Origin of the sequence: Pseudomonas sp. PAMC 26793 (genome assembly GCF_000313235.1) — a bacterium.
In the GTDB taxonomy this organism is placed as follows: Bacteria; Pseudomonadota; Gammaproteobacteria; order Pseudomonadales; family Pseudomonadaceae; genus Aquipseudomonas; species Aquipseudomonas yamanorum.
Genome location: NZ_AMXG01000057.1, coordinates 13,382 through 37,776 on the forward strand (window position 1 = coordinate 13,382; position 24,395 = coordinate 37,776).

General features: G+C 59.8%; 21 protein-coding genes, 4 tRNA genes and 2 pseudogenes. 14 read left to right on the forward strand and 13 right to left on the reverse strand.

The genetic code is table 11. The features are described from left to right. Nucleotides 1–172: 172 nt before the first annotated feature. The 4 genes and pseudogenes from D109_RS0130275 (at nt 173) to D109_RS1000000135410 (ending at nt 4,645) form a co-directional block, all read left to right on the forward strand. Nucleotides 173–934, forward strand: coding sequence for an SDR family oxidoreductase (locus D109_RS0130275; protein ID WP_017480214.1), 762 nt, complete (start codon nt 173–175; stop codon nt 932–934). 203 nt (nt 935–1,137) lie between these two features. Further along, nucleotides 1,138–2,562 carry a PLP-dependent aminotransferase family protein gene (locus D109_RS0130280; RefSeq protein WP_017480215.1) on the forward strand — a complete coding sequence of 475 codons (1,425 nt, stop codon included), beginning with the start codon at nt 1,138–1,140 and terminating at the stop codon, nt 2,560–2,562. A 154-nt stretch (nt 2,563–2,716) separates the two neighbouring features. Continuing rightward, nucleotides 2,717–3,784 (forward strand): annotated as a pseudogene (locus D109_RS1000000135405) (HAMP domain-containing protein); the annotation flags it as partial. Then, entirely contained in the window at nt 3,782–4,645 is an 864-nt protein-coding gene (locus D109_RS1000000135410) for a methyl-accepting chemotaxis protein (RefSeq protein ID WP_371103601.1), read from the forward strand. The pseudogene D109_RS1000000135405 and the gene D109_RS1000000135410, both read left to right, overlap by 3 nt. Nucleotides 4,646–4,681: 36 nt before the next feature. Here the strand turns inward: D109_RS1000000135410 and D109_RS0130290 are convergent, their stop codons facing one another. Together D109_RS0130290 and D109_RS0130295 are read right to left on the reverse strand one after the other, a co-directional pair. After that, nucleotides 4,682–5,494 (reverse strand): alpha/beta fold hydrolase, encoded by an 813-nt coding sequence (locus D109_RS0130290; RefSeq protein ID WP_017480217.1) that lies wholly within the window; start codon nt 5,492–5,494, stop codon nt 4,682–4,684. A gap of 121 nt (nt 5,495–5,615) precedes the next feature. After that, on the reverse strand, nt 5,616–6,386 hold the full coding sequence (locus D109_RS0130295) for a hypothetical protein (RefSeq protein WP_026078319.1): 771 nt from the start codon (nt 6,384–6,386) through the stop codon (nt 5,616–5,618). 358 nt (nt 6,387–6,744) lie between these two features. Between D109_RS0130295 and D109_RS0130300 the strand changes: the two genes are divergently transcribed. From D109_RS0130300 to D109_RS0130315, 4 genes are all read left to right on the forward strand, one after another. Continuing rightward, a tRNA-Glu gene (locus D109_RS0130300) sits at nt 6,745–6,820 on the forward strand. Between the two features lie 3 nt (nt 6,821–6,823). Continuing rightward, a tRNA-Gly gene (locus tag D109_RS0130305) sits at nt 6,824–6,899 on the forward strand. A 104-nt stretch (nt 6,900–7,003) separates the two neighbouring features. Further along, nucleotides 7,004–7,079, forward strand: a tRNA-Glu gene (locus D109_RS0130310). Nucleotides 7,080–7,082: 3 nt separating this feature from the next. After that, nucleotides 7,083–7,158: transfer RNA gene (locus D109_RS0130315), tRNA-Gly, on the forward strand. Nucleotides 7,159–7,237: 79 nt separating this feature from the next. Here D109_RS0130315 and D109_RS0130320 read toward each other — a convergent pair. The 4 genes and pseudogenes from D109_RS0130320 to icmH all read right to left on the reverse strand — a co-directional run bounded on the left by D109_RS0130320 (nt 7,238) and on the right by icmH (nt 12,880). After that, on the reverse strand, nt 7,238–8,797 hold the full coding sequence (locus D109_RS0130320; RefSeq protein ID WP_017480219.1) for a type VI immunity family protein: 1,560 nt from the start codon (nt 8,795–8,797) through the stop codon (nt 7,238–7,240). Between the two features lie 2 nt (nt 8,798–8,799). After that, complete coding sequence (locus D109_RS0130325; RefSeq protein ID WP_017480220.1) at nt 8,800–9,678, reverse strand: VRR-NUC domain-containing protein; 879 nt, start codon at nt 9,676–9,678, stop codon at nt 8,800–8,802. Beyond that, nucleotides 9,678–12,033 (reverse strand): annotated as a pseudogene (locus tag D109_RS01000000132250) (type VI secretion system Vgr family protein). The gene D109_RS0130325 and the pseudogene D109_RS01000000132250 overlap by 1 nt, the downstream one beginning before the upstream one ends. 28 nt (nt 12,034–12,061) lie before the next feature. After that, nucleotides 12,062–12,880 carry a type IVB secretion system protein IcmH/DotU gene (gene icmH, locus D109_RS0130335; protein ID WP_026078320.1) on the reverse strand — a complete coding sequence of 273 codons (819 nt, stop codon included), beginning with the start codon at nt 12,878–12,880 and terminating at the stop codon, nt 12,062–12,064. Between the two features lie 357 nt (nt 12,881–13,237). Between icmH and D109_RS1000000134700 the strand changes: the two genes are divergently transcribed. From D109_RS1000000134700 to D109_RS0130350, 3 genes are read left to right on the forward strand one after another with little or no spacing between them, the layout of a single operon-like run. Continuing rightward, the gene (locus tag D109_RS1000000134700) at nt 13,238–13,396 is read left to right on the forward strand and encodes a hypothetical protein (RefSeq protein ID WP_017480224.1); all 159 of its coding nucleotides are present in this window, start codon (nt 13,238–13,240) and stop codon (nt 13,394–13,396) included. Between the two features lie 59 nt (nt 13,397–13,455). Further along, nucleotides 13,456–13,710: a hypothetical protein gene (locus D109_RS0130345; RefSeq protein ID WP_026078321.1), complete on the forward strand. Its 255-nt coding sequence runs from the start codon at nt 13,456–13,458 to the stop codon at nt 13,708–13,710. A 20-nt stretch (nt 13,711–13,730) separates the two neighbouring features. Next, on the forward strand, nt 13,731–14,279 hold the full coding sequence (locus D109_RS0130350; RefSeq protein ID WP_017480226.1) for a hypothetical protein: 549 nt from the start codon (nt 13,731–13,733) through the stop codon (nt 14,277–14,279). A 197-nt stretch (nt 14,280–14,476) separates the two neighbouring features. Here the strand turns inward: D109_RS0130350 and D109_RS0130355 are convergent, their stop codons facing one another. The 5 genes from D109_RS0130355 to D109_RS0130375 are packed head-to-tail and all read right to left on the reverse strand — an operon-like array spanning nt 14,477 to nt 19,866. Continuing rightward, on the reverse strand, nt 14,477–15,694 hold the full coding sequence (locus D109_RS0130355; protein WP_017480227.1) for a phospholipase D-like domain-containing protein: 1,218 nt from the start codon (nt 15,692–15,694) through the stop codon (nt 14,477–14,479). A 55-nt stretch (nt 15,695–15,749) separates the two neighbouring features. Next, the gene (locus tag D109_RS0130360) at nt 15,750–16,397 is read right to left on the reverse strand and encodes a MotA/TolQ/ExbB proton channel family protein (protein WP_017480228.1); all 648 of its coding nucleotides are present in this window, start codon (nt 16,395–16,397) and stop codon (nt 15,750–15,752) included. A 17-nt stretch (nt 16,398–16,414) separates the two neighbouring features. Continuing rightward, nucleotides 16,415–18,697 carry a TonB-dependent receptor gene (locus D109_RS0130365; protein WP_017480229.1) on the reverse strand — a complete coding sequence of 761 codons (2,283 nt, stop codon included), beginning with the start codon at nt 18,695–18,697 and terminating at the stop codon, nt 16,415–16,417. Nucleotides 18,698–18,721: 24 nt separating this feature from the next. Next, a complete protein-coding gene (locus D109_RS0130370; RefSeq protein ID WP_017480230.1) occupies nt 18,722–19,456 on the reverse strand; it encodes an energy transducer TonB in 735 nt (244 codons plus the stop codon). A 2-nt stretch (nt 19,457–19,458) separates the two neighbouring features. Next, entirely contained in the window at nt 19,459–19,866 is a 408-nt protein-coding gene (locus D109_RS0130375; RefSeq protein WP_017480231.1) for a biopolymer transporter ExbD, read from the reverse strand. Nucleotides 19,867–20,055: 189 nt separating this feature from the next. On the opposite strand from D109_RS0130375, the gene D109_RS0130380 reads away from it, so the two are divergent. Together D109_RS0130380 and D109_RS0130385 are read left to right on the forward strand one after the other, a co-directional pair. After that, nucleotides 20,056–20,610 (forward strand): GNAT family N-acetyltransferase, encoded by a 555-nt coding sequence (locus D109_RS0130380; protein WP_017480232.1) that lies wholly within the window; start codon nt 20,056–20,058, stop codon nt 20,608–20,610. Continuing rightward, nucleotides 20,610–22,178, forward strand: a complete 1,569-nt coding sequence (locus D109_RS0130385; protein WP_017480233.1) for an alkaline phosphatase — start codon at nt 20,610–20,612, stop codon at nt 22,176–22,178. Before D109_RS0130380 ends, D109_RS0130385 begins: the two co-directional genes overlap by 1 nt. On the opposite strand, the gene D109_RS0130390 is transcribed toward D109_RS0130385, so the two are convergent. Then, complete coding sequence (locus tag D109_RS0130390; RefSeq protein WP_026078322.1) at nt 22,179–22,805, reverse strand: serine-tRNA(Ala) deacylase AlaX; 627 nt, start codon at nt 22,803–22,805, stop codon at nt 22,179–22,181. A 91-nt stretch (nt 22,806–22,896) separates the two neighbouring features. On the opposite strand from D109_RS0130390, the gene D109_RS0130395 reads away from it, so the two are divergent. After that, nucleotides 22,897–23,829, forward strand: coding sequence for a LysR family transcriptional regulator (locus tag D109_RS0130395; protein WP_017480235.1), 933 nt, complete (start codon nt 22,897–22,899; stop codon nt 23,827–23,829). A gap of 133 nt (nt 23,830–23,962) precedes the next feature. On the opposite strand, the gene D109_RS0130400 is transcribed toward D109_RS0130395, so the two are convergent. Then, the gene (locus D109_RS0130400) at nt 23,963–24,370 is read right to left on the reverse strand and encodes a PA2817 family protein (protein ID WP_003217220.1); all 408 of its coding nucleotides are present in this window, start codon (nt 24,368–24,370) and stop codon (nt 23,963–23,965) included. Nucleotides 24,371–24,395: the final 25 nt, after the last annotated feature.

Genomic DNA, 24,395 nt, shown 5'->3' on the forward strand with positions numbered 1-24,395 from the left:
CAAGGTGCGCGGCACCTGCGAATGCCCGTCGATCCACTGCAATGATAATGACGCCGGTGCCCTTATCACTGCCGCTCATGGTTCGCCAACCGGGCTTTTGATAGTGCTGACGTGCCCATGGCCGCTCTGGCTAGACTGGGGTCATCGAGCATCCCCATCGAAGGACATCACCATGAGCATGACATTTTCCGGCCAGGTCGCCCTGGTGACCGGCGCGGCCGCAGGCATTGGCCGCGCCACTGCGCTGGCGTTTGCTGCTGAAGGCTTGAAGGTTGTCGTTGCTGACCTGGATGCGGCGGGCGGCGAGGGCACTGTGGCGCTGATTCATCAGGCTGGTGGCGAAGCGGTGTTTGTACGCTGCAATGTCACCCTCGAAGCAGATGTACAGCAGTTGATGCAGCAGACCGTGGCCACCTATGGCCGGCTGGACTATGCGTTCAACAACGCCGGGATCGAGATCGAGAAGGGCAAGTTGGCCGACGGCAGCCTGGATGAGTTCGACGCCATCATGGGCGTCAACGTCAAGGGCGTGTGGCTGTGCATGAAGTATCAACTGCCGTTGCTGTTGGCCCAGGGCGGCGGTGCCATCGTCAACACGGCCTCGGTGGCCGGGCTTGGGGCGGCGCCGAAGATGAGCATCTATGCCGCGTCCAAGCACGCGGTGATCGGCCTGACCAAGTCGGCGGCGATCGAGTACGCAAAGAAGAAAATCCGCGTCAACGCGGTATGCCCGGCGGTGATCGACACCGATATGTTCCGCCGTGCCTATGAGGGCGACCCGCGCAAAGCTGAATTTGCAGCTGCCATGCACCCGGTCGGGCGTATCGGCAAGGTCGAGGAGATCGCCAGCGCGGTGCTTTATCTGTGCAGCGACGGCGCTGCCTTTACCACAGGCCAGGCATTGGCGGTGGACGGTGGCGCGACCGCGATTTAGGAACTGATGCTGATGCCATTCAGAAAAGCGTTGGCGGCGCTGTGAGGCTTTTCTGCAGGTGGCCAGATGCCTTGGCCGAATATGTATCAACAGGTAAATAATCCAATTAAATCAATGATTTAATAAATCTTCACCACGGCTGTGATTGGGCTTCTGTGCTTAACTGGTTTGGGTTAAATGACAACAGTTTAAGTGAGTGGCTCATGGATTTAGGGATCGATCGACAAGCCCTTGTACCGGTAGTGCAGCAAATCGTCAGCGCGTTGGCCGCCTGGATTCGAGAGAGCGGAGCCAGTCCCGGGACGCGCTTGCCTTCAGTTCGGCAACTGGCCCACGATAACCTGCTCAGCCAGTCCAGCGTGATCGAGGCGTTCGAACGGATGGTTGCCCAAGGCGTGCTGGCCTCAAGGCAAGGCGCGGGTTTCTGTGTGGCCCAGCCACCCGCCGAGCGTGGCCTTCGCTGCGAAAACCAATGGTATGAGGGCGCCGAGTCCGGGTGGGGCGCCTTTGTCGACAATCAACTGGGTGAACTTAAACTGGGATGCGGCTGGCTGCCGGACACTTGGCGCGAGAGCGACGACATCAGCTACGCGATTCGGGAGGTCACCCGCACTGATACCGCCGCCGTCTTCAACTACAGCACGCCGCTGGGCCTGCCGGCACTGCGCGAACAGTTGCTCAAGCGCCTGGCCCACATCCACGTGGCGGCCCGGGTTGACCATATCCTCATCACCCAAGGCGCGAGCCATGCCCAGGACCTGTTGATCCGCACACTGCTCAAGGCCGGCGACACCGTGGTGGTGGAAAGCCCGGGCTACGGCAACCTGTACCGCCAACTGGCCTTTCACGGTGTCAAACTGCTGGAAGTGCCCCGCACACGCAGCGGTCCGGACATGCCTGCACTGGAAGCGCTGTTGCGCGGGCATCGGCCCAAGTGCCTGTTCATCAACAGCCTCTATCACAACCCCACCGGCACCAGCCTGTCCCAGGCGGTGGCCGAGCGCTTGTTGCAACTGGCCCATTCCCAGGACTTCTTTATTGTCGAGGAAGACGTCTATGGCGATCTGCAACATGCCACCTGCACTCGGCTGTCGGCGTTGCCCCACGAGGACCGGGTGATCTATATCTCGAGTTTTTCCAAGACCCTCAGCAGCGCTTTGCGCGTGGGCTATCTCACGGCCAGCGGGACGATCATCGCGCAGTTGGCCAAGGTCAAGACCATGACCGGTATCGGCACCTCGCGGTTCGCCGAGGCGGTGGTGGCGACATTGCTGGCCAATGGTACGTACCGCAAGTGGGTGCAACGTCTGCGCCGGCGCTTGAACACCGAAATGGCCGTCACCCTGCAGGTGCTGGAAGACGAGGAGTGGGAGGTGTTTGCGGTGCCTGCGGGTGGCATGTTCGTGTGGTCGCGCCCTGGCGTGGGTGACTGTTCGACGCTGCACGCGCGGGCTCGTCGGCTTGGGGTGTTGCTGACGCCGGGGGCGCTTTTCAGCCCGACGGGCGAGCACAGTGACTGGCTGCGCATCAACGTGGCCTATGCTTCAGATCAGCGCGCCCTCGCGCTGTTCAAGGCCATGGGCCCGGCAGGATCGACCTCTACCATTCTGAAAACGACGAGGGTGTAGCTTTTTGCCATTATTGTGGCGCCAAACGCTTGTGTTCAGTGCCCCGGGGTTGCGAATCTCGCTGCATCGAAACCGGGCCTGATGGCATTCGCCATTGCAAGAGGACTCAAGTGCAATGATTTCTGCCGTGCAACGACGTTTTGCCAACCTCGGTATGGCAAAGAAACTGGGTTTGGGCTTCGCCTTGGTGTTGCTGTTGACGGCGCTGGTGGCGGCGATTGGCGTGTGGTCGCTGCAAACCGTTGGCCAGCGCTTCGAAGGCCTGAAAGCCATGTCGGCGCTCAACAGCGGCCTGCTCAAGGTGCGCTTGATCGAACAGGACTACGCGTTGCATGCCGACCCCAAGTCGGTGGACGCCTTGCACGAAAGCGTCGACGCATTGGCCGCCCAGGCCACGACTCTCAAGGACCAGTCGCCCGCCAACGTCCCGGTGATGACCGACGTCGAGCAGGCGCTGGCGGCCTACCGCAAGGCGTTCGACGAGTTTGTCGAACTGACCCAGACCAAGGACCTGGCGTTGGAAATGGCCAGTTGGTCAGTCTCCAGTGTCGCCAACAACCTCGATGTGTTGCAGGCCGGGCTGGCGGATGACGGCGCCTATGGCCTCAAGGAAAGCCAGGGTAAGGAAGGCGCCGAATTTATCGAGCAGGCGGGGCAGGTCAGCCAGGTCTCGCGTCTGATGCTGCAAGCCATGAACGAAGCGCACGTGCGTCTGGATCAAAGCCGCAAGGGCGATGATGAGAACGCCGAGCAAGGCAAGATCGAGCAGGCCGATCAGGCCCTGGCCCAGGTCGAACAGCTGAAAACCACGGTCAAGGATCCCGGTTATCAAACCGTGCTTAACGAAGTGTCCGGGCATATCGCCGCCTTCAGCGAAAAACTCGGCGAGTACACCGGCCTGCTGGCCCAGGAAAAGGTGGTCTACAAGCAACTGCACGAGCGTGCCGCCGAGGTGGTCACCCGGGTCAATCAGGCCTATGACGCAGAAGACGTGTCGATGCAGGCGCAGTTGAAGAAAAGCGCGTTGCTGATCATTGGCTCTTCAGCCTTGGCCTTGCTGGTCGGGCTGATTACGGCGTGGATCATCACCCGGTTGATCGTCGCCCCGCTGCGCAGCGTGATTGCGGTGGCCCAGCAGATTGCCGCCGGTGATCTCAGTGGCCGCATGGACGTCAGCCGTCGGGATGAAATGGGCCAGTTGATGCTCGCGATGCAGCAGATGAGCAGTGGCCTGAGCAATATTGTCAGTGGGTTGCAGGCCGGTATCGAGCAACTGGCCAGTTCGGCCCATTCGCTGTCCAGCGTGACTGAGCAGACCAACGTCGAGGTCAGCAGCCAGAAGGAAGAGACCGAACAGGTCGCCACGGCGATGAACCAGATGACTGCCACCGTGCACGACGTGGCGCGTAACGCCGAACAAGCGGCCCAGGCTGCGCAGACCGCGGATGACAAGGTCGACAGCGGCCAGCAGGTCGTGCGCCAGAGCTTGCAACGTATCGAGTTGCTGGCCAGTTCCGCGACCTCTGCCAGTACCAGCATCGAAAGCCTGAGTGCGGAAATCCAGAATATCGGCACCGTACTCGAGGTAATCAAAAGCGTGGCCGAACAAACTAACTTGCTCGCCCTGAATGCGGCCATCGAAGCGGCCCGAGCGGGCGAGCAGGGCCGTGGTTTTGCGGTGGTGGCCGATGAGGTTCGGGCACTGGCCAAGCGTACCCAGCAATCGACCGAGGAAATCGAACGGCTGGTCAGCACCTTGCGCAGTGCTGCGCAGTCTTCGGTGCAGCAGATCAAGCAGAGTGGCGAACTGGTGAAGCTGGCGGTCAGTGATGCCCTGGAAACTGAAAGTGCCCTGGGCAGCATTGCGGCAGCAGTGTCGCTGATTCAGCAAATGAACCAGCAGATTGCCGCGGCGGCCGAAGAGCAAAGCTCGGTGGCCGAGGAAATCAATCGCAGCGTCACCAGCATCCGTGCCAGTGCCGATCAATCGGCGTTGAGCATGCAGGGCAACGCGGCGTCGAGCATCGAGCTGGCGCAGTTGGGCACGGAGCTTAAGGGGATGGTCGGGCACTTCCGCCTTTGATCACCGCAGGCCTGCGGCGATCAAAGGGCAGGGGCGTCAGGCGTTGTTGACCAGGAAGGTCAGCAGCGCTTCGTTGACGAAGTCGGGGTTTTCCCGGCTGGAGATATGCCCAGCGTCCGGAATCAACGTCAGTGTGCAGCCGATCAAGGTCGCCATTTCTTCGGATTCGGCCGGTGGGCGTGGCTTGTCTTGCTCCCCGCACATCACCAGGGTGGTATCGGTGTCGAGGCGCGAAAGCTGCTCCAGCACATCGGTGCGGCTGAAGATAATCCGGCCAAGGGGCACGATGCTTTGCAGCAGGCGTTCTTTCGGAAAGGCCTTCAGCGCGTTGCGAAAGTCCTGGTACAAGGCCGATTCGCGGTCGATGCCGGGGCGGAAGAAGATCGGCGCTACCACATCCAGCAACGGCTCCGGAATGGCGCCGGCATCTTCGATCATCTTGAACAGCGAAAAATAGTACTGGCGAGTGGCTTCCGGCTCGGCACCCAGGTGCGTGTCCATCAGCACCAGGCTGTTGACCCGCTCGGGTGCCAGCAGCGCCAGGCGTGCGCCCCACATGCCGCCGACCGACAAACCCACGAGGTTGACCTGGGCAACGTCCAGGTGATCCAGCAGGGCCAGGTGCTGGCGTGCGAGGTCGTCCAGGGACGCGGTGCTTGCAGGCAGTGGGCCGGACTCGCCGTGGCCCCATAACTCGGGGACGATCACTCGGTATTGTTGCGAAAGGGCTTCTATCTGCGGTGCCCACATCTGGCTGTCCCACAGGTAGCTGGAGCCGAGGAGAACGGCCGGGCCGGTGCCCTGGTCGAGGTAGTGCAGCGGTTGTCCATCGATGATCACGACAGGCATGGCAAGGCCCTTTTCGTTAACGGAGAGAGGGGCCTTTTTTACGCTATTCGGGGGGAAGGGGATAGGTGCAGAGTGATGGCATGTGGCGAGCGGATTTGCCGCCCACCACAATGGCAGGGGATCAGTCGTAGATGGCTTTCTTCTTCCAGTCCGCGTCCGCATCCACCTCTTTCAAGCCTTCGGTCAATTCGTTGACCTCGTCTTCAGCCGGTTCGAGGTTGGTCAGCACCATGGAGTTGGCGCGAGCCAGTTGTTTCTCCAGCAATTGCAGTTGCTGGCTGTACACCACGGGCTCCGGCTGTTTGCGCAGGTACTGTACGCCGCGTTCGAACGCCAGGCGTGCCTGGCCAGGCTGGCCCTGTTGCAGCGCGTGCTGGCCCAGGTTGTTGAAGAACTCGATGTGCAGCAACACCAGGATGTGGCGGATTTCCTTGATCCAGTGCTTGGCTTCATTGGTCGGCAGGAAACCGTCCTGGGCCGCACGGGTCACCTGGCCATGCAGGGCTTCCAGCAGAAAGCGTACATCCTTGGCCTTGGCTTCGGTCTGGATCGGGCCGGGCGGGTTATTCACCGGAATCGATTCGCCCTGGGCCACCAGCGCGTTAAGTTCGGTGATGCGTGCCTTGAGCGCCGAATTCGACTTGTCCAGATTCAACAGGCGCTGATTGACGTTGAGCTCCAGGCGGGTCAGCAGCAACTTGAGTCGCGGCGTCATCAATTGGCCTGGAAAGGTCTCGGTGATTTCACCGCAGCGGCGCAGCCGGTCATTGAGTTCGATCCGGGTCCGGTTCTTTTCCAGCTTATTGTTTTCCACCACGTGGTTCATGTAGCCAATGGCGATCAGTATTACGATCCCGGCTATTACCAGCAGGGTGATCATGAGTGGTGTCACCGGTGTGACCTCTTTATGGGGTTTGCGTTGAAGTGTAGTGACTGGTGCAGTGGCCGGATAGGACTGAGCGACCAGTTGCGTCAGTAGTTTCTTCTATATAGCGGGGCAGTCCCTGCGTAGATGCACATTGCCATCATTTGCTGTGACCAACTATAGCGTCTTGTGGAACGCCAGAATATAGGCGCCAAAGCCTGGACGGCGAGAAACCCTCGCAACCCCCTTAAACCACGGCGAAGTCATTGATTTAAATAAATTTATCCTTGGGGGTTGACGACCTCCCAATCCATCCATAGAATGCGCGCCACTTACAGCGTAAAGCACACAGCGAAACGCGGTAGGGAGTGAATGTTGTACGTGTGTCCCCTTCGTCTAGTGGCCTAGGACACCGCCCTTTCACGGCGGTAACAGGGGTTCGAGTCCCCTAGGGGACGCCATATGCGGGAATAGCTCAGTTGGTAGAGCACGACCTTGCCAAGGTCGGGGTCGCGAGTTCGAGTCTCGTTTCCCGCTCCAATTTTTAAGCAGTGTTGCTCTCGGCGGCACTGAGTGAAACCAGGGCATAATCTTCGGATTTAACCTCTGGGCACTGAAATACACACCATGTGTTTCAGTAGCGTGTCCCCTTCGTCTAGTGGCCTAGGACACCGCCCTTTCACGGCGGTAACAGGGGTTCGAGTCCCCTAGGGGACGCCATTTGCGGGAATAGCTCAGTTGGTAGAGCACGACCTTGCCAAGGTCGGGGTCGCGAGTTCGAGTCTCGTTTCCCGCTCCATATTTAACAAAAACGCCGATCAGCAATGATCGGCGTTTTTGTTCGTGGGTTTTTTATGGGATGGGGTGCAAAGCTACTTTCAGACCGGCTCTAATCCTGTCCAAAGCCAGACGACGGCCTCACCCTCCACGGTTGGCATTGGAGCGCCATACTCCAGGACTTGCTTGCTGTCCGGTCTATATTCGCTGACCCAGGCACCCGGATATGGACAGGGTTGGCCACTGTTCGCGCGCATGCCGCTGACCGTCCAGTGCCAGCGAACGACGCGCCCTTCATGGGCAGGCAGTCGCTCGTTCAGCTGGATATCGCACGAGGCGAATCGGTCGGTTTCAACTTCCCAGCGGCCTGCGCGAGGCGCCGGATCGTGGGTGTTGGCATAGCGGGCAGGCTCTGGAGGTGTTTGATCCGGGTCACGTTGCCATATCACCCAACCATCTGCGGACTCTCCTTCGAGGTTCGGCATCAGTTCGCCCTGTTTGAAGGCTCGCCGGGTTTGCTCCTGTCCCGGAACCCGCCACCATCCGGCCTGAATACAGGCAGTACCCGCTACGCCACAAAGAGGCATTGGTGTAGAGGTTTGGCCAGAGGGCATGGGCGGTGGGGCGGTGAAGCGCATTGCTGGCGTCGGCCAATCGCTGTCGGCGTCAAAGCGCGCCATCCAACGCCGACTGTCAGGGTCAGTGAAGCGCTCGTTGGGGTCGCCGTCCCATTGGCCGAAGCCCAGCAATCCCAAATTGTCGTAGCGGATAGGCTTGAGCAGTTTGTTCAAGAGCATGGGCAGTTCGGGCACGCCTTGTTCGACGGGGTACAACTCCGGCTGTTCGCCCAGTTCGATCCATTGGCCGCTTTGTAATTCGGTGATGCTGATGCGTGGGTGAGACAGTGCCGTACGTACCTGTTCGCGGGTCAGGTCGAGCTTTTCGCGCCAGTGGTCGGCGAGCAGGAAGGCCCAGGTGGGAGGGCGGATGCCGTTGAGCAACTCGTTTCGCATCGCGAACTCGTAGTCGATATCGAGTCCATAGAACGCCGGAGTCAACGCTCTTTCCCACGTTGTAACCTCCGCACGCGTGCCGTATTCCATCGGATTGGCCATGGCGAAACCGCTGTAGACCTGATGGGCCTTGAGCAGGTCAGTGGTCTTGAGGACAAACGCACGCCAGGCATCGCGGTTATCCAGCCACCATTGCCAGCGGTAATAAAATACGATTGAGGAATATTCTGTTCTGCTTCCGTCAAGCCGATACCAACTGAGCCAGAAGTCGCCCGATGTCGTCGGTGAGCTTGCATGGTTTGTTTCGTCGGAAAACCAGAACACGAAGTGCTCGTGTGGATGGGCATCCATGGCCTGCCTGCGAAGATCAGACTCCTCCTCAGGGTAGGGATGCGGGCGATCGGTGTCTTCGTGCATGGTCATGGTGTAAGGGTGACCAAGCATTTTCTCGAAGGCTTCGTGGATATCCACCATCAGCAGGGCAACATCGCGATGAGTGCCAGGGGTGGACGGAAAATAGAAGCTGATGAAGGGGCTGACGCTGTGGGACGCTTCCTCTGTTCCTGATTCGGAATTGGGCCATTCTTTCAGTAGTTCGATAAATAGATCACGTTCTTTTACGGTAAACATTTGGTGAGTTGTACTCATAGCTATTTCTTCTTCCTCGCCTGTTCACTTGGTGTAGGTTTCTTTCCATCTCCTTCAAAGCCAGTGCAATCCTCCGGCACCCGCAACAACGCAACTTTCTCTCTGCCGATTTTGTCTGGATTGACGCCTGTTACGGGTTTCATCAGGTTCGCGTAATCGGATATTTGCTTTTTTACCACCCAATCTCCCGGGAACTTGATCTCCACCGCCGCAAACACATTGTCGGTTTCAAACGGTTCCTGTCGGTATTCAACAACGATCAGGTCGGGTGCCAGCAATCCCTTCGGGCGTGGCCAAAATGGCTGGATATCGCTGCCGAATCGTTTGGGGCGCGTTGCAGGGGTCCCAAGCAATGCCTTCTTGCTGGTGGCGTTGTAGTTCGGTTCTGATTTGAGTGGGCTACGCCACTCCAGCGCCTCGTCTACGGCCTCAAAGAACAACGAGGCGGTAAATTGTTTTAGTGCGACTTCAATCGTGGTTTTCACGGTGTCGCCGGCAATTTTCTTGCTGATGCGCCGTGGTACTTTGATCGGCATCTGCAGGGCAACCGCGCAGACTTGGCTGATCGCCGGACGAAAAGGCACCTTGCGCTCTATGTACTCCTTGAATTCGATGTTCTCTTGACCTCTGCGAGAGACGGTGCTGTTGCCGCCGCGATCTACGACGGCAAAGGTCGAGCTCTTGACCTCGATTTCCCGCGTCATTGCTTCAATGGTGGCGCGAAGCGTGTCCTTGATCTGTTTCCTGCGCTCGGCAATCTCCACGGCAAGCTGGGCCAGATCGGTGGCGGTTTTAGCGTTTTCAAAAGCCTGATTCGCCCGGTAGGCCCGGTAGGCACCATCAATAATGCGAGCGATAACAGGGGCGAGAGGGCCGGGCATCAGTCGAGATCTCCGCTGTGCTGATCGAGAAAGCCATCAGGAAAAATAGCCTTGGCCTCGACGGGTGAGGCTTGATCATCGAGGGCCATTAGATAGGGCTGCCAGGTTTCGATGATTCGCTGATCACCGCGCATGATTGCCTTATGGGCCTGCACGGACCTGGATGAGTCGGTAGCCGTCCATTCAGTTCCGCCCAAGGGGCAGGTCAGTCCTTCGGTGAGGAGAGTAGCGCCATCAGTAATGCGATATTGATAGCCTGCGAAGGCGCGCTGATCGTTCTTCAGAAGGGTGTAACGCCCCAGGAATGCCCCGGGCGGTTCGGGAGACGATTGCGGGCTACCCAGCGGATTGCCCGTACCGTATGGCTCGGTGGTGACGGGGCCTTTGATTTTGATGGTCAGCCCGTCAAGGGTAATGCCATCGTGGTCAATCGTGATGCTGCCACCTGGGGCCTTCAGCACAATGCGCTGGTTCGATGTGATATCGAACACCGGCGTTTTTTGCTCAATGCGTTGCCCGGCGGACAGGCGGTAGCGGTTGCGGACTGATTGCTCTGAACTGCCGCCTATCTGGATGTCATGGTCAGCGGCAATCTTGTCATGTCGGTTGTTGGCAATCTCTTCAACCTGGTCACCGCCGATATGGGTGTGATGATTACGCCCCGTCGTCTGAATTCGATCACGTCCGATCTCCAGATGCTGGTCTTGAACAACCGCAATGCGCTCATCGTTGCCCACTCGTTCGCTGCGGTTACGACCGATTTCAACCTGCTCGTCGTGTTCGACTTTTTCACTGCGATCATTGCCCACGAATATCGTGTTGTTGTGCTTGATATGAACGTTCTTGTCTTTCTCGGCATGGATAAACACTTCCTCCTGCCCCAGCTCATCCTCAAAACGCAGCTCATTGAAGCCTTCGCCCTTATGGGTTCGGCTCTTAATGGTCATGCGTGTCTTGTGTTTGGGCAGCGGGTAGGGCGGCAGGTTGGTCTGCCGGTACGCGGTCCCCGTGGCGATCGGCTGGTCAGGATCACCGTCCAGATAGCTGATCACCAGTTCCTGACCCACACGCGGGATGGCCATGGAGCCCCAGGTCGCCCCGGCCCAGCCTTGGGTGACACGGATCCAGCACGAGCTGTGGTCGTTGTTTTTGTCCGCGCGATCCCACGGGAACTGCACCTTGACCCGGCCCCATTCGTCGCAATAGATCTCTTCACCGGGCGGGCCGACCACCGTGGCGATCTGTGGGCCGTCGATGCAGGGTTTGTCACGTAGCGGGGCTTTCCAGTCGGAAGTCCAACGGATGGCGCTGGCCTTCAGCTCATAGGACGTGCCGTGGCCGCTGCCAAACGATTCTTCCTGAAGGCTGGTGTGCTGCTTGCCCTCGTGCTTGATGGCGATGGTGCGCCAGCGGTCATTGAAGTCCTCACGCGGATGATCGTTGAGGTCGAAGGCCAGCCCCGGTTGCAGGCGTTCATCATCGCCTTCCAGATGGGCCAGCTTGGCGTCGTTGCGCAGCGCGGCCAGGCGCGTCTTGGTGAAGGGCTTGCCGGCGATGTCGCGCTTGTAGCGGCCGGGGTAGTCGTAACGTTCGTAGTCCTTGTGCTGGTTGTTCAGGTCCTGGTCGCCGGTGGCGGTGTGCTGCTGGTTGTAGCGCGGATGGGTGAAGGTGTAGTCGCGCTGCACCTGCACGGCGGTGCGTACCTGTTCGGTGTAGTGGAAGCGGTTCAGGGCCGGTTCCATGGCGTCGCCGCCGCTCATGGGCTGGTAGACCACCGGGCAATCGGTGTGGGTGCCGATGGTGCCCAGGCCGCCGACGCGGTCGGTGAGCCATAGGGTGTGGCCATCGGCGCGGTGTTCGAAGGTGTAGAGCAGGCCTTCTTCGGCGGCGAGGCGAGCGATGAAATCAAGGTCGGTTTCGCCAGCTTGTACGCAGTACTCGCGAGGTTGATGATCGAAGCAGAGGTAGGTTTTGACGTCGGTCAGTTTCTGTTCCGCCAGCATGCCGATGATGATGTCGGGCACGGTCTGGCCCTGGAGGATGCGCCAGTTGGAGCGCAGGCCGAAGCGCGCCAGGGTCGGCTCGACCACGGCGGTGTAGCGGGTACGGCGAAAGCCGGTGTCGCCCTGCTGGAACAGGCTGACCAAGCCGTGGACGTAGCTCACCGCGCCAGAGGGTGAACAGCGCGGCCAGGTCGAGCATGCGGTAGAAGTCGATGGCCGGGTGATGGCTGACCAGTTCCAGCGTGAGTTTGAACGGCTGGGACAGGCCCTCCTCAAGGGTGAACGAGACCACTTCGAAGGGATCGCCCCGCAGCGGTTCGAAGGTGTAGCGCAGGTCGCTTTGGCGGGGCATAAGACCTCCTGATGGTTTCGCGCAGGGGTTATAGCTTGAGGATTTTGTCCAGTGAGGTAAGTACCTCTCGCGTGATGGCGTTCAAACGCAGGGTGTAGATCGAGTACGCGGTGACCAGTACGACGGCGGCCAGTGCCCACGGTGTCCACAACGGCCAGGTACGTTTGATCCGGTAATTGCGCGGCGCGACATTTTTCAGTGGATCAGTCAGGCGTTTGGGTGTCTCGCCGCGCAGCGGGCGCAACAGGCCGTGCAGTTGGTTGATGATCTTCTGTATTTCGTCATCGCCCTTGGCATGGGCGCCGTATTTGCCTTTGAGGCCGGAGATCAGGCACTGGTACATGAACTCCAGCACATGCTGGTACCTGGCCGCTTCGGGGATCATGTTGTTCATGACGGTAAAGAATTTTTCGCCGCCCCACGTCTCCTCATGAAACTGACTGAGCAGTGAGCGTGCACTCCAAGTGGAGGACTTGCCCCAGGTAGTGCTCATGACTACCTCATCCAACAACAGGCACAGGCTGTAGGAGTAGGCCTTGAGCATGCCAGCGTCGTAGTCGAGCTGACTGACTTCTTCCATGATCGTGGTGATTTGGTTGCTGACGCTTTGGTACAGCGCGGGCACATTGTCGTGCCGGTCTAAACGACGCAGGCGAATCACTAGGCCGATCAGCGGCGTGGCGGCATCGCACAGCGGGTTCCACGCCAAGCCGCGCATGTCGAATTCGGGATCTGCGAGCAGCGGTTCAGGTGTGGTGCCAGTAGGCGTCGGTTCAAGGGTGTTTTCGGGCGAGGCGACAGATGTTGGTGCCGTGTGGGTGGCTGTGTTCGGTATGGCGTCACTCATCGCGTGCACTCTTCTCTATCTAGGATCTAGGTTGGTTGCAGACTTGCAACGCCAGTCCGGCATGGAAGTTCGCTGCTGGCGCCACTCTAGGCTGACAAGATTTGGCGCCTCAATAGGGCGTGGACGATCAAGAGCCGTCCTACAATTGCTGATGTAACAGGCTGTCAGTTTTGACTGTCTTGGGCGGGCTCTTTTCCAAGGCATTTCTCGACTGTCTTGATAGGAGGTTTCCCGGTTTTTCATGAACTCTATGAGCGATGTCCGCTCACACAGGCAATGCCAATCAAGGCAATGCTTGTTGTTCAAGAGCTGTTCTGCGCTTGATGCGCCAGCAGGAAAATTTCACAGGGATGCGAAATGGAAGTGTTTTTTCGGCCAGGGCGGTGTTTGGCCCGTTTCTGCACGTTGTACTCGCCCGTTACCGTGCTGGTGCCGGTGTATACCCGGCGTGACGGTTTCGACATCTGTGCATTGCACCCCAAGGAGCCGTTGAAGGCCTGTGAGTCGGCGCAATGAAATCTCCCAAAGCGGCCTTTTTCAAGAGGTCGTCATTCAACGCGATAGGGACATCACCCGTGAAAAAAGCAATCTGCGCCACCGTGCTGCTGTTACTGAGCGGCTGTCTGACCATGTCGGGTGAATACACCGTGACGGCTCAGGACGCCTCCGGCGCCCCGTTAAAAGAGCTCGGCAGCTACACCACCCAGGGGCACAATATTTATCCCATACGCAATGCGTTCTGCCTCAACGCGCCGGGGGCTACTGTCATCATTCGTGATGCCAGAACCGGCGAGGAGCTGCGCAGCGAAAGCCCTTATCACTGCCGTTAAACCTCAAAAAAAGGATTTCCATGAGAGCATTTCTGATAGCGGGCCTGGCACTTGCCGTGAGTGGCTGCGGCAACATTTCCAATATCCGTGCTTACAACACGCCCTATGCTGAACCCGCAGCGGGTGACACCGCACGTCTGCGCGTGATCACCAATGGCATGGCACGCGGCGTGCCTGGCCGTGATTGCATCGACTGGCGTGTGCCTGGCTCCGGGGTGATGGCCGTGTCCGAATCCGGCTTTGCGGGTCAGAATAATGGCCGCAGCCTGGGCATGCCCGAGAGCAACCGCCGGGTGGAGGCGCAAGCGTTGGCGCGTACCGAACTGAAGGTGCCGGCAAACAAACCTTTCGCCATGAACTTCCAGAGTGAGGGCCACGTTTCTGCCGGCTATTCCTACAGCTGCAAGCAAAGCTTTCGCTTTACCCCTAAGGCCGGGGAGGATTACGAGCTGATCCTGCTGGAGAGTAGCCAGTGCCTCGTTGCATTGCAGCGCTTGGACCCGACGGGGAAGCCGGAGAACGTGCCGGTGGAGAAGGCCAAGCTGTGCAATGCGATGGATATGTTCTAGGCCGTAAGCACGACCTGGTTAACGTCAACGCCGATCAACGTTGATCGGCGTCGAAACGTTTGATAACGGTCGTGCTTTGTTCGGCGCAGGTGTTGCGCGAAGGCGGTGTGTCAGTCCAAGTAGGCGGTGACTGACACACCGCCTTCGCGAGCAAGCCCGCTCCCACAGGGTTTTTCGGTGAAGTTTGAAATGGGTTATCAAGGCTTGCCAGGATGCGGCTCCGGATACTGCGCCGCTACATCCAGTGCTTTGGCATACGGCCCATCCCACAATTGCGCATGCAGCTCGCCCACACGCTTGGCCATCGCCGCGTCATGCATCACCACTTCCAGGTTGCGCGAGTTATCGAAGTAACCACCCAGCCAGTTACTGGTCCCCACCCAGGCCACTTGCCCGTCGATTTCCATGGTCTTGCTGTGGATCACCCGCGCGTAAGGAATAAATCCCTGCTTGGCCTCGGGCAGCGTAACGATCTTGACCTCGACATTCGGCAGCACGGCCAGGCTTTTCAGGTACGGCAATTCCAGTGCTTCAGTGTTCCAGTTGGACACCATCAACTTGATCGAGACCCCGCGCGCTGCCGCTGCACGCACTGCATTGTCGATCATCGCGTAGTAAGGCCGGGTTCTGTCAGGTCCATAGGACAGCGGCGCGTAGTCCAGCAGTTGTACGCGCACTTCCTTTTTCGCCTCGCCCAGCAGGCGTGGCAGCTCCAGCTGTGAATCACCCACGCCCGGCGGGTTGTAGCGTTGGGGGCTGGCCACCAGGTAGTTGCCGGTGCGTGCGGGTGTGGCGCCTGTGGCGGGCAGGGCAACAGGCTTGTTGTCGGCCAACGCAGCCTGGGCCTGCCAGTCCTGTTCAAAAATGGCCTGGGTCTGGGCGACGACGGTTGCATCACTGATCAACAGCCCGGTTTCGTGGATATGCTCCAGCGAACGCCAGTCGAAGTTCTGGCTGCCGATAAACGCCTGCTTGCCGTCCACCACCAGGTATTTCGCGTGGATGATCCCGCCACTCAGTTGCCCGTACGAAAGCACGCGGAAGGTCAGGTTGGGAATCGCGCGCAAGCGCTCCAGGGTCGACGCTTCCGACAGCCGGATACCTTTTTCTTCCAACAGAAAGCGGATTTTCACCCCGCGCTTGCCGGCGGCTTCCAGGTGTTCGATGACCGTGTCCATCACCGAGCCGGGATGGTCGGCCGCGTAGAACTGGCCGATATCAATGCTGTTTTTTGCACCGTCAAACAACTCGATCCACACCGGGCCCGGCTGACGCAAATCGGCCGTGCCCAACGTGGTATCCACCGGCACGGTGTGCACCAGTTCAAAACCCGGAATTGAAAAGTCCGCCTGGGCAAGCGGACTGAGGAGCAAGCCGGTCAGGCCTGCGATACGCAACTTCATCGAGAGGGACATAGGCGTCTCATCGGGCAAAAAGAAAGGCGGGCGCATCATGCGCCCGCCTTGAAGGTCATGCTGTGCGGGTATGCAGCGGTGTCGGCACCAGGTGCGGCACTTCACCCTGTACGCGGGCACCGGTTGCCGCGCGGATCAGCAGGATTTTCAGCTGGTCGTTGATGCGCTCCAGGCTGTCCTGGAAGAAGTTGTGGAACACCACGCAGAACAGCGCGATGGCGATACCCAAACCCGTGGCGAACAGGGCCGTACCGATACCACCGGAAATCTGGCCCGGGTCGGACACGCCGGCAGTGGCCAGCGCCTTGAAGGTGTCGATGATGCCCAGAATGGTGCCCAGCAGGCCGAGCAGCGGCGCGGCGGTGGTGATGGTTTCGATGATCCACAGGCTGCGGGACAGCGGCGCGCGGGTCTTGAGGTACTGGGTTTCGATCTCGTCGTCCAGGTCCTTGCGTGAACCATGGGAAGCCTTCTGCGCCAGGATCGGCAGCACCATACTCAGCGGCAGGCTGTCACGGCGGGTCAGGTTTTCCGGCAGGTCGCGCTCGCTGTGCACATTGGCGCCCAGCACGTCAGTCAACGCACGGGCCTGGCGGCGCACGTAGGCGAAGTAGATGCCACGTTCGATGGTGATGAAGATCGCAATCGCCAGGGCGGCATACATCACATAAAAGGTGATTTGGTGAAGCAGGTTCATGTCCATGATGCTGAGCCTCGCAGTTAGAAATTGGCTTCCAGGGAAACGGTGACGGTACGGTCAAGCCCAACGATGTAAGCCGGGTCGCCGTCGCGGAAACCGCTGTAGCTCGCCGAGTTGGTCTTGGTGGTGTACACGCCGTCCAGGTACTTCTTGTCGAACAGGTTGTCGACGTTCAGGCGCAGGGTTGCGTCCTTGACGACTTTCTTGTCCACCGGCAGGTAGATACCGGCACCGAGGTTGAAAACGGTGCGGGCGGAGATGGCTTCGTCGTTGGTCAGGTCGCCGTAGAGCTTGCTGGTGAACTTGCCGCCGAAGGTGCCGTAGAAGCGCCCGTCGTCATAGCCGACGTTGGCTGCCAGCATGTTCGTCGGCACGTTGGCGAACTGCTTGCCGCTGGTGGGCAGCACGATCGGCTTGCCGCCGCTGTAGACGGTCAGGTCATCCTGCTGCTTGGAGCTGGTGTAGGTGTAGGAGGTGTAGTAGTTGAAGTTGTGCGGCAGCTTGCCGCTCCACTCCAGTTCCAGGCCTTTGTTGATGACGGTGCCGGCGTTGATGTCGGCGGAATCACCGTTGCTGTCGTTGGAGGTGAGTTGGCGATTCTTGAACTGCATGTAGAACAAGGTGGCGGCGAGGGTGCTGTCTTCGCCGGTGTAGCGCCAGCCCAGTTCCTGGTTCCAGCTGAGTTCCGGCTTGGAGTCGAGGGAGCCGATGCCTTTGTCGTACAGCACGTAGTTCTGCGGAATCCGCATGTTGCGCGATAGGCTGTAGAACAACTGGTCACGCTCGTCGATCTGGTATTTCAGGCCGGCGTTGGGCAGCAGTTTGTTGTAGGTCTGGCTGGCCTTGCCCGGTTGCTCGGTGAGGCTGCCGTGGTTGGTGCCGTCACGCTCGACGTTCATGTAGGCGATACCGGCGATCAGTGTCCAGTCCGAGTTGATGTACCAGGTGTCCTGGGTCCAGACCTTCTGCGCCGGGGTCACGGTGTAGCGGTCGCGACCCTGCACGGTGTTGCCGTTGGCGTCGACCACGGAGTTGCCGTCGGGCCAGGTGTCGCTCGGCTTGCCGTTGTTTTTCAGGGCAATGAACGGCTGGGTCTGGCTTTGGCGGGCACGTTCGTACCAGTAGCCGAATTGCAGGCTGTGATCGCCCAGGTCCCAGTTCAGCTTGGTGGTGATGCCCGGGCGCCAGGTCTGGGTGCGCGAAGGGCGGTAGTAGACGCCGGTGGTCGCGGAACCGTCGGCGTTGTATTGAGCCTGCGTCGGCAGGTTGCCGAGGTCGAAAACGCCGCCCTTGTTCGAGCCACTGTTCAGCGCGTAGGCCGAGGAGCCCACGCCGCTGCCGTTGCCGTAGTAGTAATACGGGATCACCGAGAGGGACAGGTTGTCGCTCAGTTTGTACTGGGTGTTGAGCACGGCCGTGAAGGTCTGGAACGGGTTCTGCGCCAGGTCGTAGTAGCTGCTGATCTTGCCGTTGGCGCCCACCGCCGGCGTCGCCGGGTACGGGTCGTACTTGCGGCCGTACTGCTGGAACTGTGACTTGGTCAGTTGGCTGTAGCTGTTGTTGTTCTGCTCGTGGTACTTGAGGATCAGGTTGGCGGTGTTGCCGTTGCCGGCGTCGAAGAAGCTGTTCCACTCCACCTTGTCCGCGCGCACGGCACCTGAGCCACGCCACATCTGGCCTTCGGTGTGGGAGGCCGACAGCCAGTTGCTCAGGCCGTTGACTTCGCCGGTGTTGAGGCGGGCGAAGGTCTTCATGGTGCCGTTGCCGCCCACCACTTGCTTGACGAAGGCCCCGGTTTCCTTGGTGGGGCGAATGGTCACGATGCCGATGTTGCCGCCGCTGGAACCGATGTGCGGGCCGTCGGCTTCCGACGAGCCCTGGGTGACGAAGATCTGGTCGATGTTTTCCGGGTCGCCCAACAGGTTGGAGTACAACGCGTAGTTGCCGGAGTCGTTGATCGGCATGCCGTCCACCGACATGCCCACCTGGTCGGAGTTCATGCCGCGCATGGTGAAGCGGAAACCCGAGAGCCCGGTGTTGTCTTCACTGGAGATGTTCAGGCCCGGGGTGTACTTGAGCTTGTCGATGGCATTGCCGGTGGCCGTCTGTTTGTCCAACGCTTCCTTGGTGATGGTCGAGCGGCCCTTCGCGCTCTCTTCCTGGACCATGTAACCGCCCCCCGCGGTTGCCTTGCCCTGTACCCCAATGGTCCCGACGTCACTGTCGCTGATGTCTGCCATGACCACTCCATGGGTCATGCTCGTCGCGGCAACGAGTGCCAGATGAATCCGGGTGAACTTCATCACTGTCGTCCTGGTGGTATGTGCTTATTGCACGCTGTAGTTGAAGGTGGCGGTGAAGCGCTGCTCGTTACGTCCACCGAAGGCTTGTTCGGGGAACGGTTTCACCTGCTTGATACGGCGCAGGCTGTTGGTGGCGGCCCGATTGAGCAGCATGCTCGGCGCCGGGGTCTGGATCCCGGCGTCGAGGACGCGGCCTTGGCGGTCCACCATTAACCAGACCACCACTTCGCCACTGGGGCGTTCGAGGGACGCCTGGCGTCCGGTGGGGTATTGCTTGTAGGTGTCCAGCTCGTTGCGCAAACCCTTGAGGTAGCCGCCCTCCAGCGCCTGGCCGTCGACTTTCGGCGGCGCCGGTGGCGCGGCGGGTGCTGGCGTGGGAGCGGGAGCGGCTTGCACCGGCTTGGCGGCAACCGGAGCTGGCGCAGGCACCGGCGTTGGCTTGGCGACCACCGGCTTGGGCACGGGTTTTGGCTTGGGCTCAGGTTTTGGCAGGGGCTTGGGCACCGGTTTGGGTGGCGGAGGCGGCGGGGCGGGTTCGGCCTCTTCGTCTTCGATCACCGGCGGCGGTGGCTCTTGCTCCACCACGGGCTCGGGGACCACTTCCGGCTCGGGCTCCACCAGGGCAAGTTCAACCGCCGACTCGTCATACTGCGGCTGGATCTTCAGGGGTTGGGACTGGATACCCAGTGCAATCAGCACCAGGGCGATCAGGGCCGGGACACTGCCCAGCAGCCGACGCGCACGAAACAAGGCATACATGATCAGGACTTTTTCGTGGCGATGGAGACAGAGGTAAAGCCACCCACGCGCAGGGTGTCCATCACCTCCACCAGGCGCGACACTTCCACGCCTTTGTCGCTGTTGACGATGATCGTCGACTTGGTGTCAGGCTTCTCGGCAGCCTTGAGTGCCGGCACCAACGCCTCGACGCTCATGTCCTTGCCATCGAGTTGCAGTTGGCCTTCCAGACCCAGGGTCAAGATGAATTTGTTTTGCGGTTTGAGCTGTTGTGAACTGCTGGCGCTCGGCAACTGAGTCTTCATGCCCAGGGCCGGAATCACGTTCAAACTCACCAGTACAAAAAACACCAACAGGAACATCATCACGTCGATCATCGGGATCAGTTCGATGTGTGCCTTGCGCTTTTTGGGTTCATCCCAAGTTCTCATTCCGCTACCCCGCCGTTGATTAGGGGCGACACGCTAGCAACCAAAAATGACCGAATGGTTAACTTTAATTTAAGCTTTTAAGGCTCTAGGACGGGTCTTACAGAAGACTCGTGGGTGTATTTATCTACGTAATGAAACTGACACGACGCGGGTACATTCTTGGAGAATTTATTTCGCGAGTCCCTCTGCATGAGCATTGCACTGCCCCATTTATTCACTGCGCGCCTGCTGCTGAAGCCTCTGCAAAAGGAGCAGGCCGAGACGGTGTCGGTGCTGGCCAACGATCCCGATATTGCGAACAACACGGCTGCGATTCCGTCGCCTTACACCTTGGAAACCGCACACGTCTTTATTGATGGCCAGGCAGAGAATTACCGCTCGGGGCATTCACTGGGGCTGGGTATTCATCTGCGGGAAACGGGCGAATTGATCGGCGTGATCAGCCTCAGGTTATCTGCGGCTCATAGGAGTGGACACCTCGGGTATTGGGTGGCCGCGCATCGTCGACGTCAGGGTTATGCCGCCGAAGCAGCGACTCAGATCATGGCGTTTGGGTTTAGCGAATTGGCGCTGCAACGTGTGGGCAGCCAGTGCTTTGCCCGTAACAAAGGGTCCGCTCGGGTCATGGAAAAAATCGGCTTGGTTTACGAAGGGTGCATGAAGGGCGCCTTCCTCAAGAACGGGATCCACGAGGACATGTTGTTGTACGGCCTGGTGCGTGCCGACTGGACGGAGCGCGGTTGATGAGCGTCGATCACGACCGCCGTCGCGTACTGGGCGGGCTTGCAGTTGCCACCGCGTTTTCGATCCTCAGTCCTTTTGCCCGCAGTGCAGGCATCGACTATCCCTTCACCCTCGGCGTGGCTTCAGGCGATCCGTTGCCCGATGGTTTCGTGATCTGGACGCGCCTCGCGCCGTTGTTCAATGCCGCAGACGGTCGCGGCGGATTGAACCGAGCAGTGCCGGTGCGCTGGAAGGTGGCCAGTGATGCGGCGATGACGCGGATTGTGCGCCAGGGCAAGGTGATGGCTAGCGAGTGTTTCGCCCATTCGGTGCATGTGGAAGTCGCCGGGCTGGAAGCGGGTCGACCGTACTGGTACCAGTTCGAAGGCCTCGGCGCGCAAAGCCCGGTGGGGCAGTCGCGTACGGCCCCGGCGGTGCATGCCGTGGCATCGGCGCAGTTGGGTTTTGTCTCCTGCTCCCATTGGGAGCGAGGCTACTTCAGTGCCTATCGTCACTTGGCGGCCGAGCAGCCCGACCTGGTGTTTTTCCTCGGTGATTACATCTATGACAGTTCCTACGCGGCCGACTCCGGCAAGATCATTCGCCCCCACGGCAGCGGCAATGCGCTGAACCTGGTGGATTACCGCAACCGTTACGCCCTGTACAAGACCGATCCGGATTTGCAGGCACTGCATGCCGCGGCGCCCAGTGTGGTCACCTGGGACGATCACGAAGTGCAAAACGACTATGCCAGTCAGTGGTCCCAGGACCCGAACATCCCGGTGGCGAGTTTTCTCAAGCAGCGGGCGGCGGCCTACCAGGCGTTCTACGAGCATATGCCGCTGCGGGCGAGCAGCCTGCCGCGCGGGCCGGACATGCGCATTTATCGGCGTTTGGACTACGGCCGACTGGCGCGTTTCCATGTGCTGGATGGGCGTCAGTACCGCTCCGAGCAGCCGTGCATCCTGGCCAATGGCAGCCACAAGGGGCATGTGGCCGCGAATACCTGTGCCGACCTGCGCGATCCCCGTCGCACCATGCTCGGCTGGGAGCAGGAGGCTTGGCTGGATCAAGGTTTCGCCGAGTCCCGGGCGCAATGGAACGTGATCGCCCAGGACCTGTTGGTCGCGCCGCTCACACAACGAGACCTGACCAATCACAAGCCTGGCCGCTGGACTGATGGCTGGGATGGTTACATGGCCAACCGTGAGCGGATGCTTGCGTCGATGGTGCGCAGGAAGGTGAATAATCCGGTGTTCTGGGGCGGTGATATCCACTCGTTCTGGGCGACGGACCTGCATGCTGACGGAGGGAACCTGTATTCGCCGGTGGTCGCTACCGAGTTTGTCGGCACGTCGGTGACGTCTGACGGGCCGCCGTTTGAGGCGTTCAGTGCGATCCTGCCGCTCAATCCCCATGTGAAGTTTTTCGACAGCCGCCAGCGCGGCTATGTGTCGGTGGCGCTTGAGGAGCAGAGCATGCTGACGCACTTCCGGGTGATTTCCGATCCCAAGGATCCGAATGCCAGTGTCTCGACCCTCAAGTCGTTTGTGGTGGAGCCGGGCAGGGCGGGGGCGATTGCGGTTTAGTCAGTCCAGGGTATAGCGCACTGACAACGCACCCTTTTTCTCGGAGAGGGTCAGGATCGTCACTTGGCCCACGTCCCCCAATGCCTGCACATGCGTACCGCCGCAGGCATAGGCCGGCAGCTCGCCAAAACCCACTTCCCGCGTGCCTTCATCCAGTGCCGTATGGCGCGGCAGGTTGGCGGCGATCCATTGGTCGACTTGCCGCTGAATCGCCTCGGCGTCCATGGGGTGAGCCGAAGTGCCGCGAATAAAGGTGATCTTGCCTTCGCCCGGCCAGTGATGGGCCTTGATCGGCATCCAGCCCAGGGTTTCGCCGGCATTGCCGATCAGATGCCCGGCCGAGTGCAGGCGCGTGTGCAAGGTGCGGCGGTCCGCATCGACGCGCGCCTGGATCGCGCCGGGCCCTACGGGGCGGTCGACGTAATGCACGACATGATCACCTTCCTGCACCACCTTCAACACTTGGCTGTCCCCTAGCCAGCCGGTGTCGGAAGGCTGGCCGCCACCTTGAGGATGGAAGATCGTTGACTGCAGGGTCACTGCAAATTGGTTATCAAAAGGCGTGCATCCCAGCACTTCAAGTTCGGCATTCAGGTGGTCATGGGTAAAAAACAGGCGCTGGGTCATCATCTACATCCGCATCAGGGTTTCTATCCGGCAGTATAAGAAGTGCGCCAATGGGTGATAATCCGTTCAAATCTCAATGGACTTGTGCGTCATGAGCATCAATCTTCCCTTGCCTCTGCTCGGCGAAATGGCGATTTTCGTCAAGGTGGTGGAAACCGGCAGCTTTTCCGAGGCCGCACGGCAATTGGGGGCATCGCCGTCCTCTGTGAGCCGCAGCATCTCGCGCCTGGAAAAAGCCCTGGCGACCCGCCTGCTGCAACGCACCACGCGCAAGTTGCGCCTCAGCGAAGGAGGCGAAGAGGTGTTCAAGCGCTGCCAGGAGATGGTCAGCGCCGCGCGTTCTGTAATGGAAATCAGCGGGCAGTACACCCATGAAGCCGAAGGGTTGGTGCGGGTCAGCGTGCCCAAGGCGGTGGGGCGTTTTGTGGTGCATCCCCATATGCCGGAATTTCTGCGGCGTTATCCCAAGGTCGATGTGCAATTGATCCTTGAGGACCGGCATGTTGACCTGATTGATGACAATGTCGACCTGAGCATCCGCATCACCGACAGCCCGCCGCCGGGCTTGGTAGGGCGCCAATTGCTGCCCATCGAGCACTTGATCTGCGCCACGCCGCATTACCTGGCGGAGCACGGTACGCCGCAGCATCCCCATGATTTGCTGGAACACAGTTGCATCTACCTGGGCGAGACGCCGGGGGATGCGCGCTGGAAGTTTCGCCAGGGCAGCAAGGCGGTGACGGTCGGGGTGCGCGGGCGGTATGCGGCGAATCACACCGCGGTGCGGCTGGATGCGGTGTTGCAGCATGTGGGAATTGGCAGCTTGCCGTATTTCACGGCGCGGCATGCGCTGGAAGCGGGGGAGGTGGTGCAGGTGTTGCCGGGGTGGGATTTTATTGCGTCGTACCACGGGGATGCCTGGTTGCTGCATTCGCCGACGCGATATCTGCCGCCGAAGTTGCGGGTGTTTATTGATTATCTGGTGGAGTGCATGGCTAAAGAGCCGACGCTGAATAAGCGGTAGGAATACGGTTTAAATGTGGGAGCGGGCTTGCTCGCGAATGCGGTAGTTCAGTCAATATTTTAGGTAACTGATACACCGCATTCGCGAGCAAGTCGCACCGCCGCTCCCACATTGGATCTTCGTTAGCCCTGAATCAGTGCTTGGGCTGGTCATTGGACATGGCCAACAACTGCTTTTCCTGGTTCCAGTCGAATGGTTCGTCGTTCTGTTCCGCTTCGAAGCGACGCTCTTCCAGAGCCTGGTACAGGTCCAGTTCGTCGTCGGGCATGAAGTGCAGGCAGTCGCCACCGAAGAACCACAGCAGGTCGCGCGGCACCAGGTGAGCAATTTGCGGGTAGCGCAGGATGACCTGGCTCATCATGTCCTGGCCCAGGTACTGGCTTTCGATCGGGTCGATGGGCAGCAAGGCGCGCAGTTCATCGAAGCGCTCCAGGAACAGGAGGTGGCTTTCCTCGGGCACCTGTTCGGCTTCGCCGACGGCAACCAGGATGCTGCGCAGGTGGTCGAGCAAGACGAGATGATCGGCAACGACATTGGACACGAGATAAGTCCTCAAGAGCAAAACG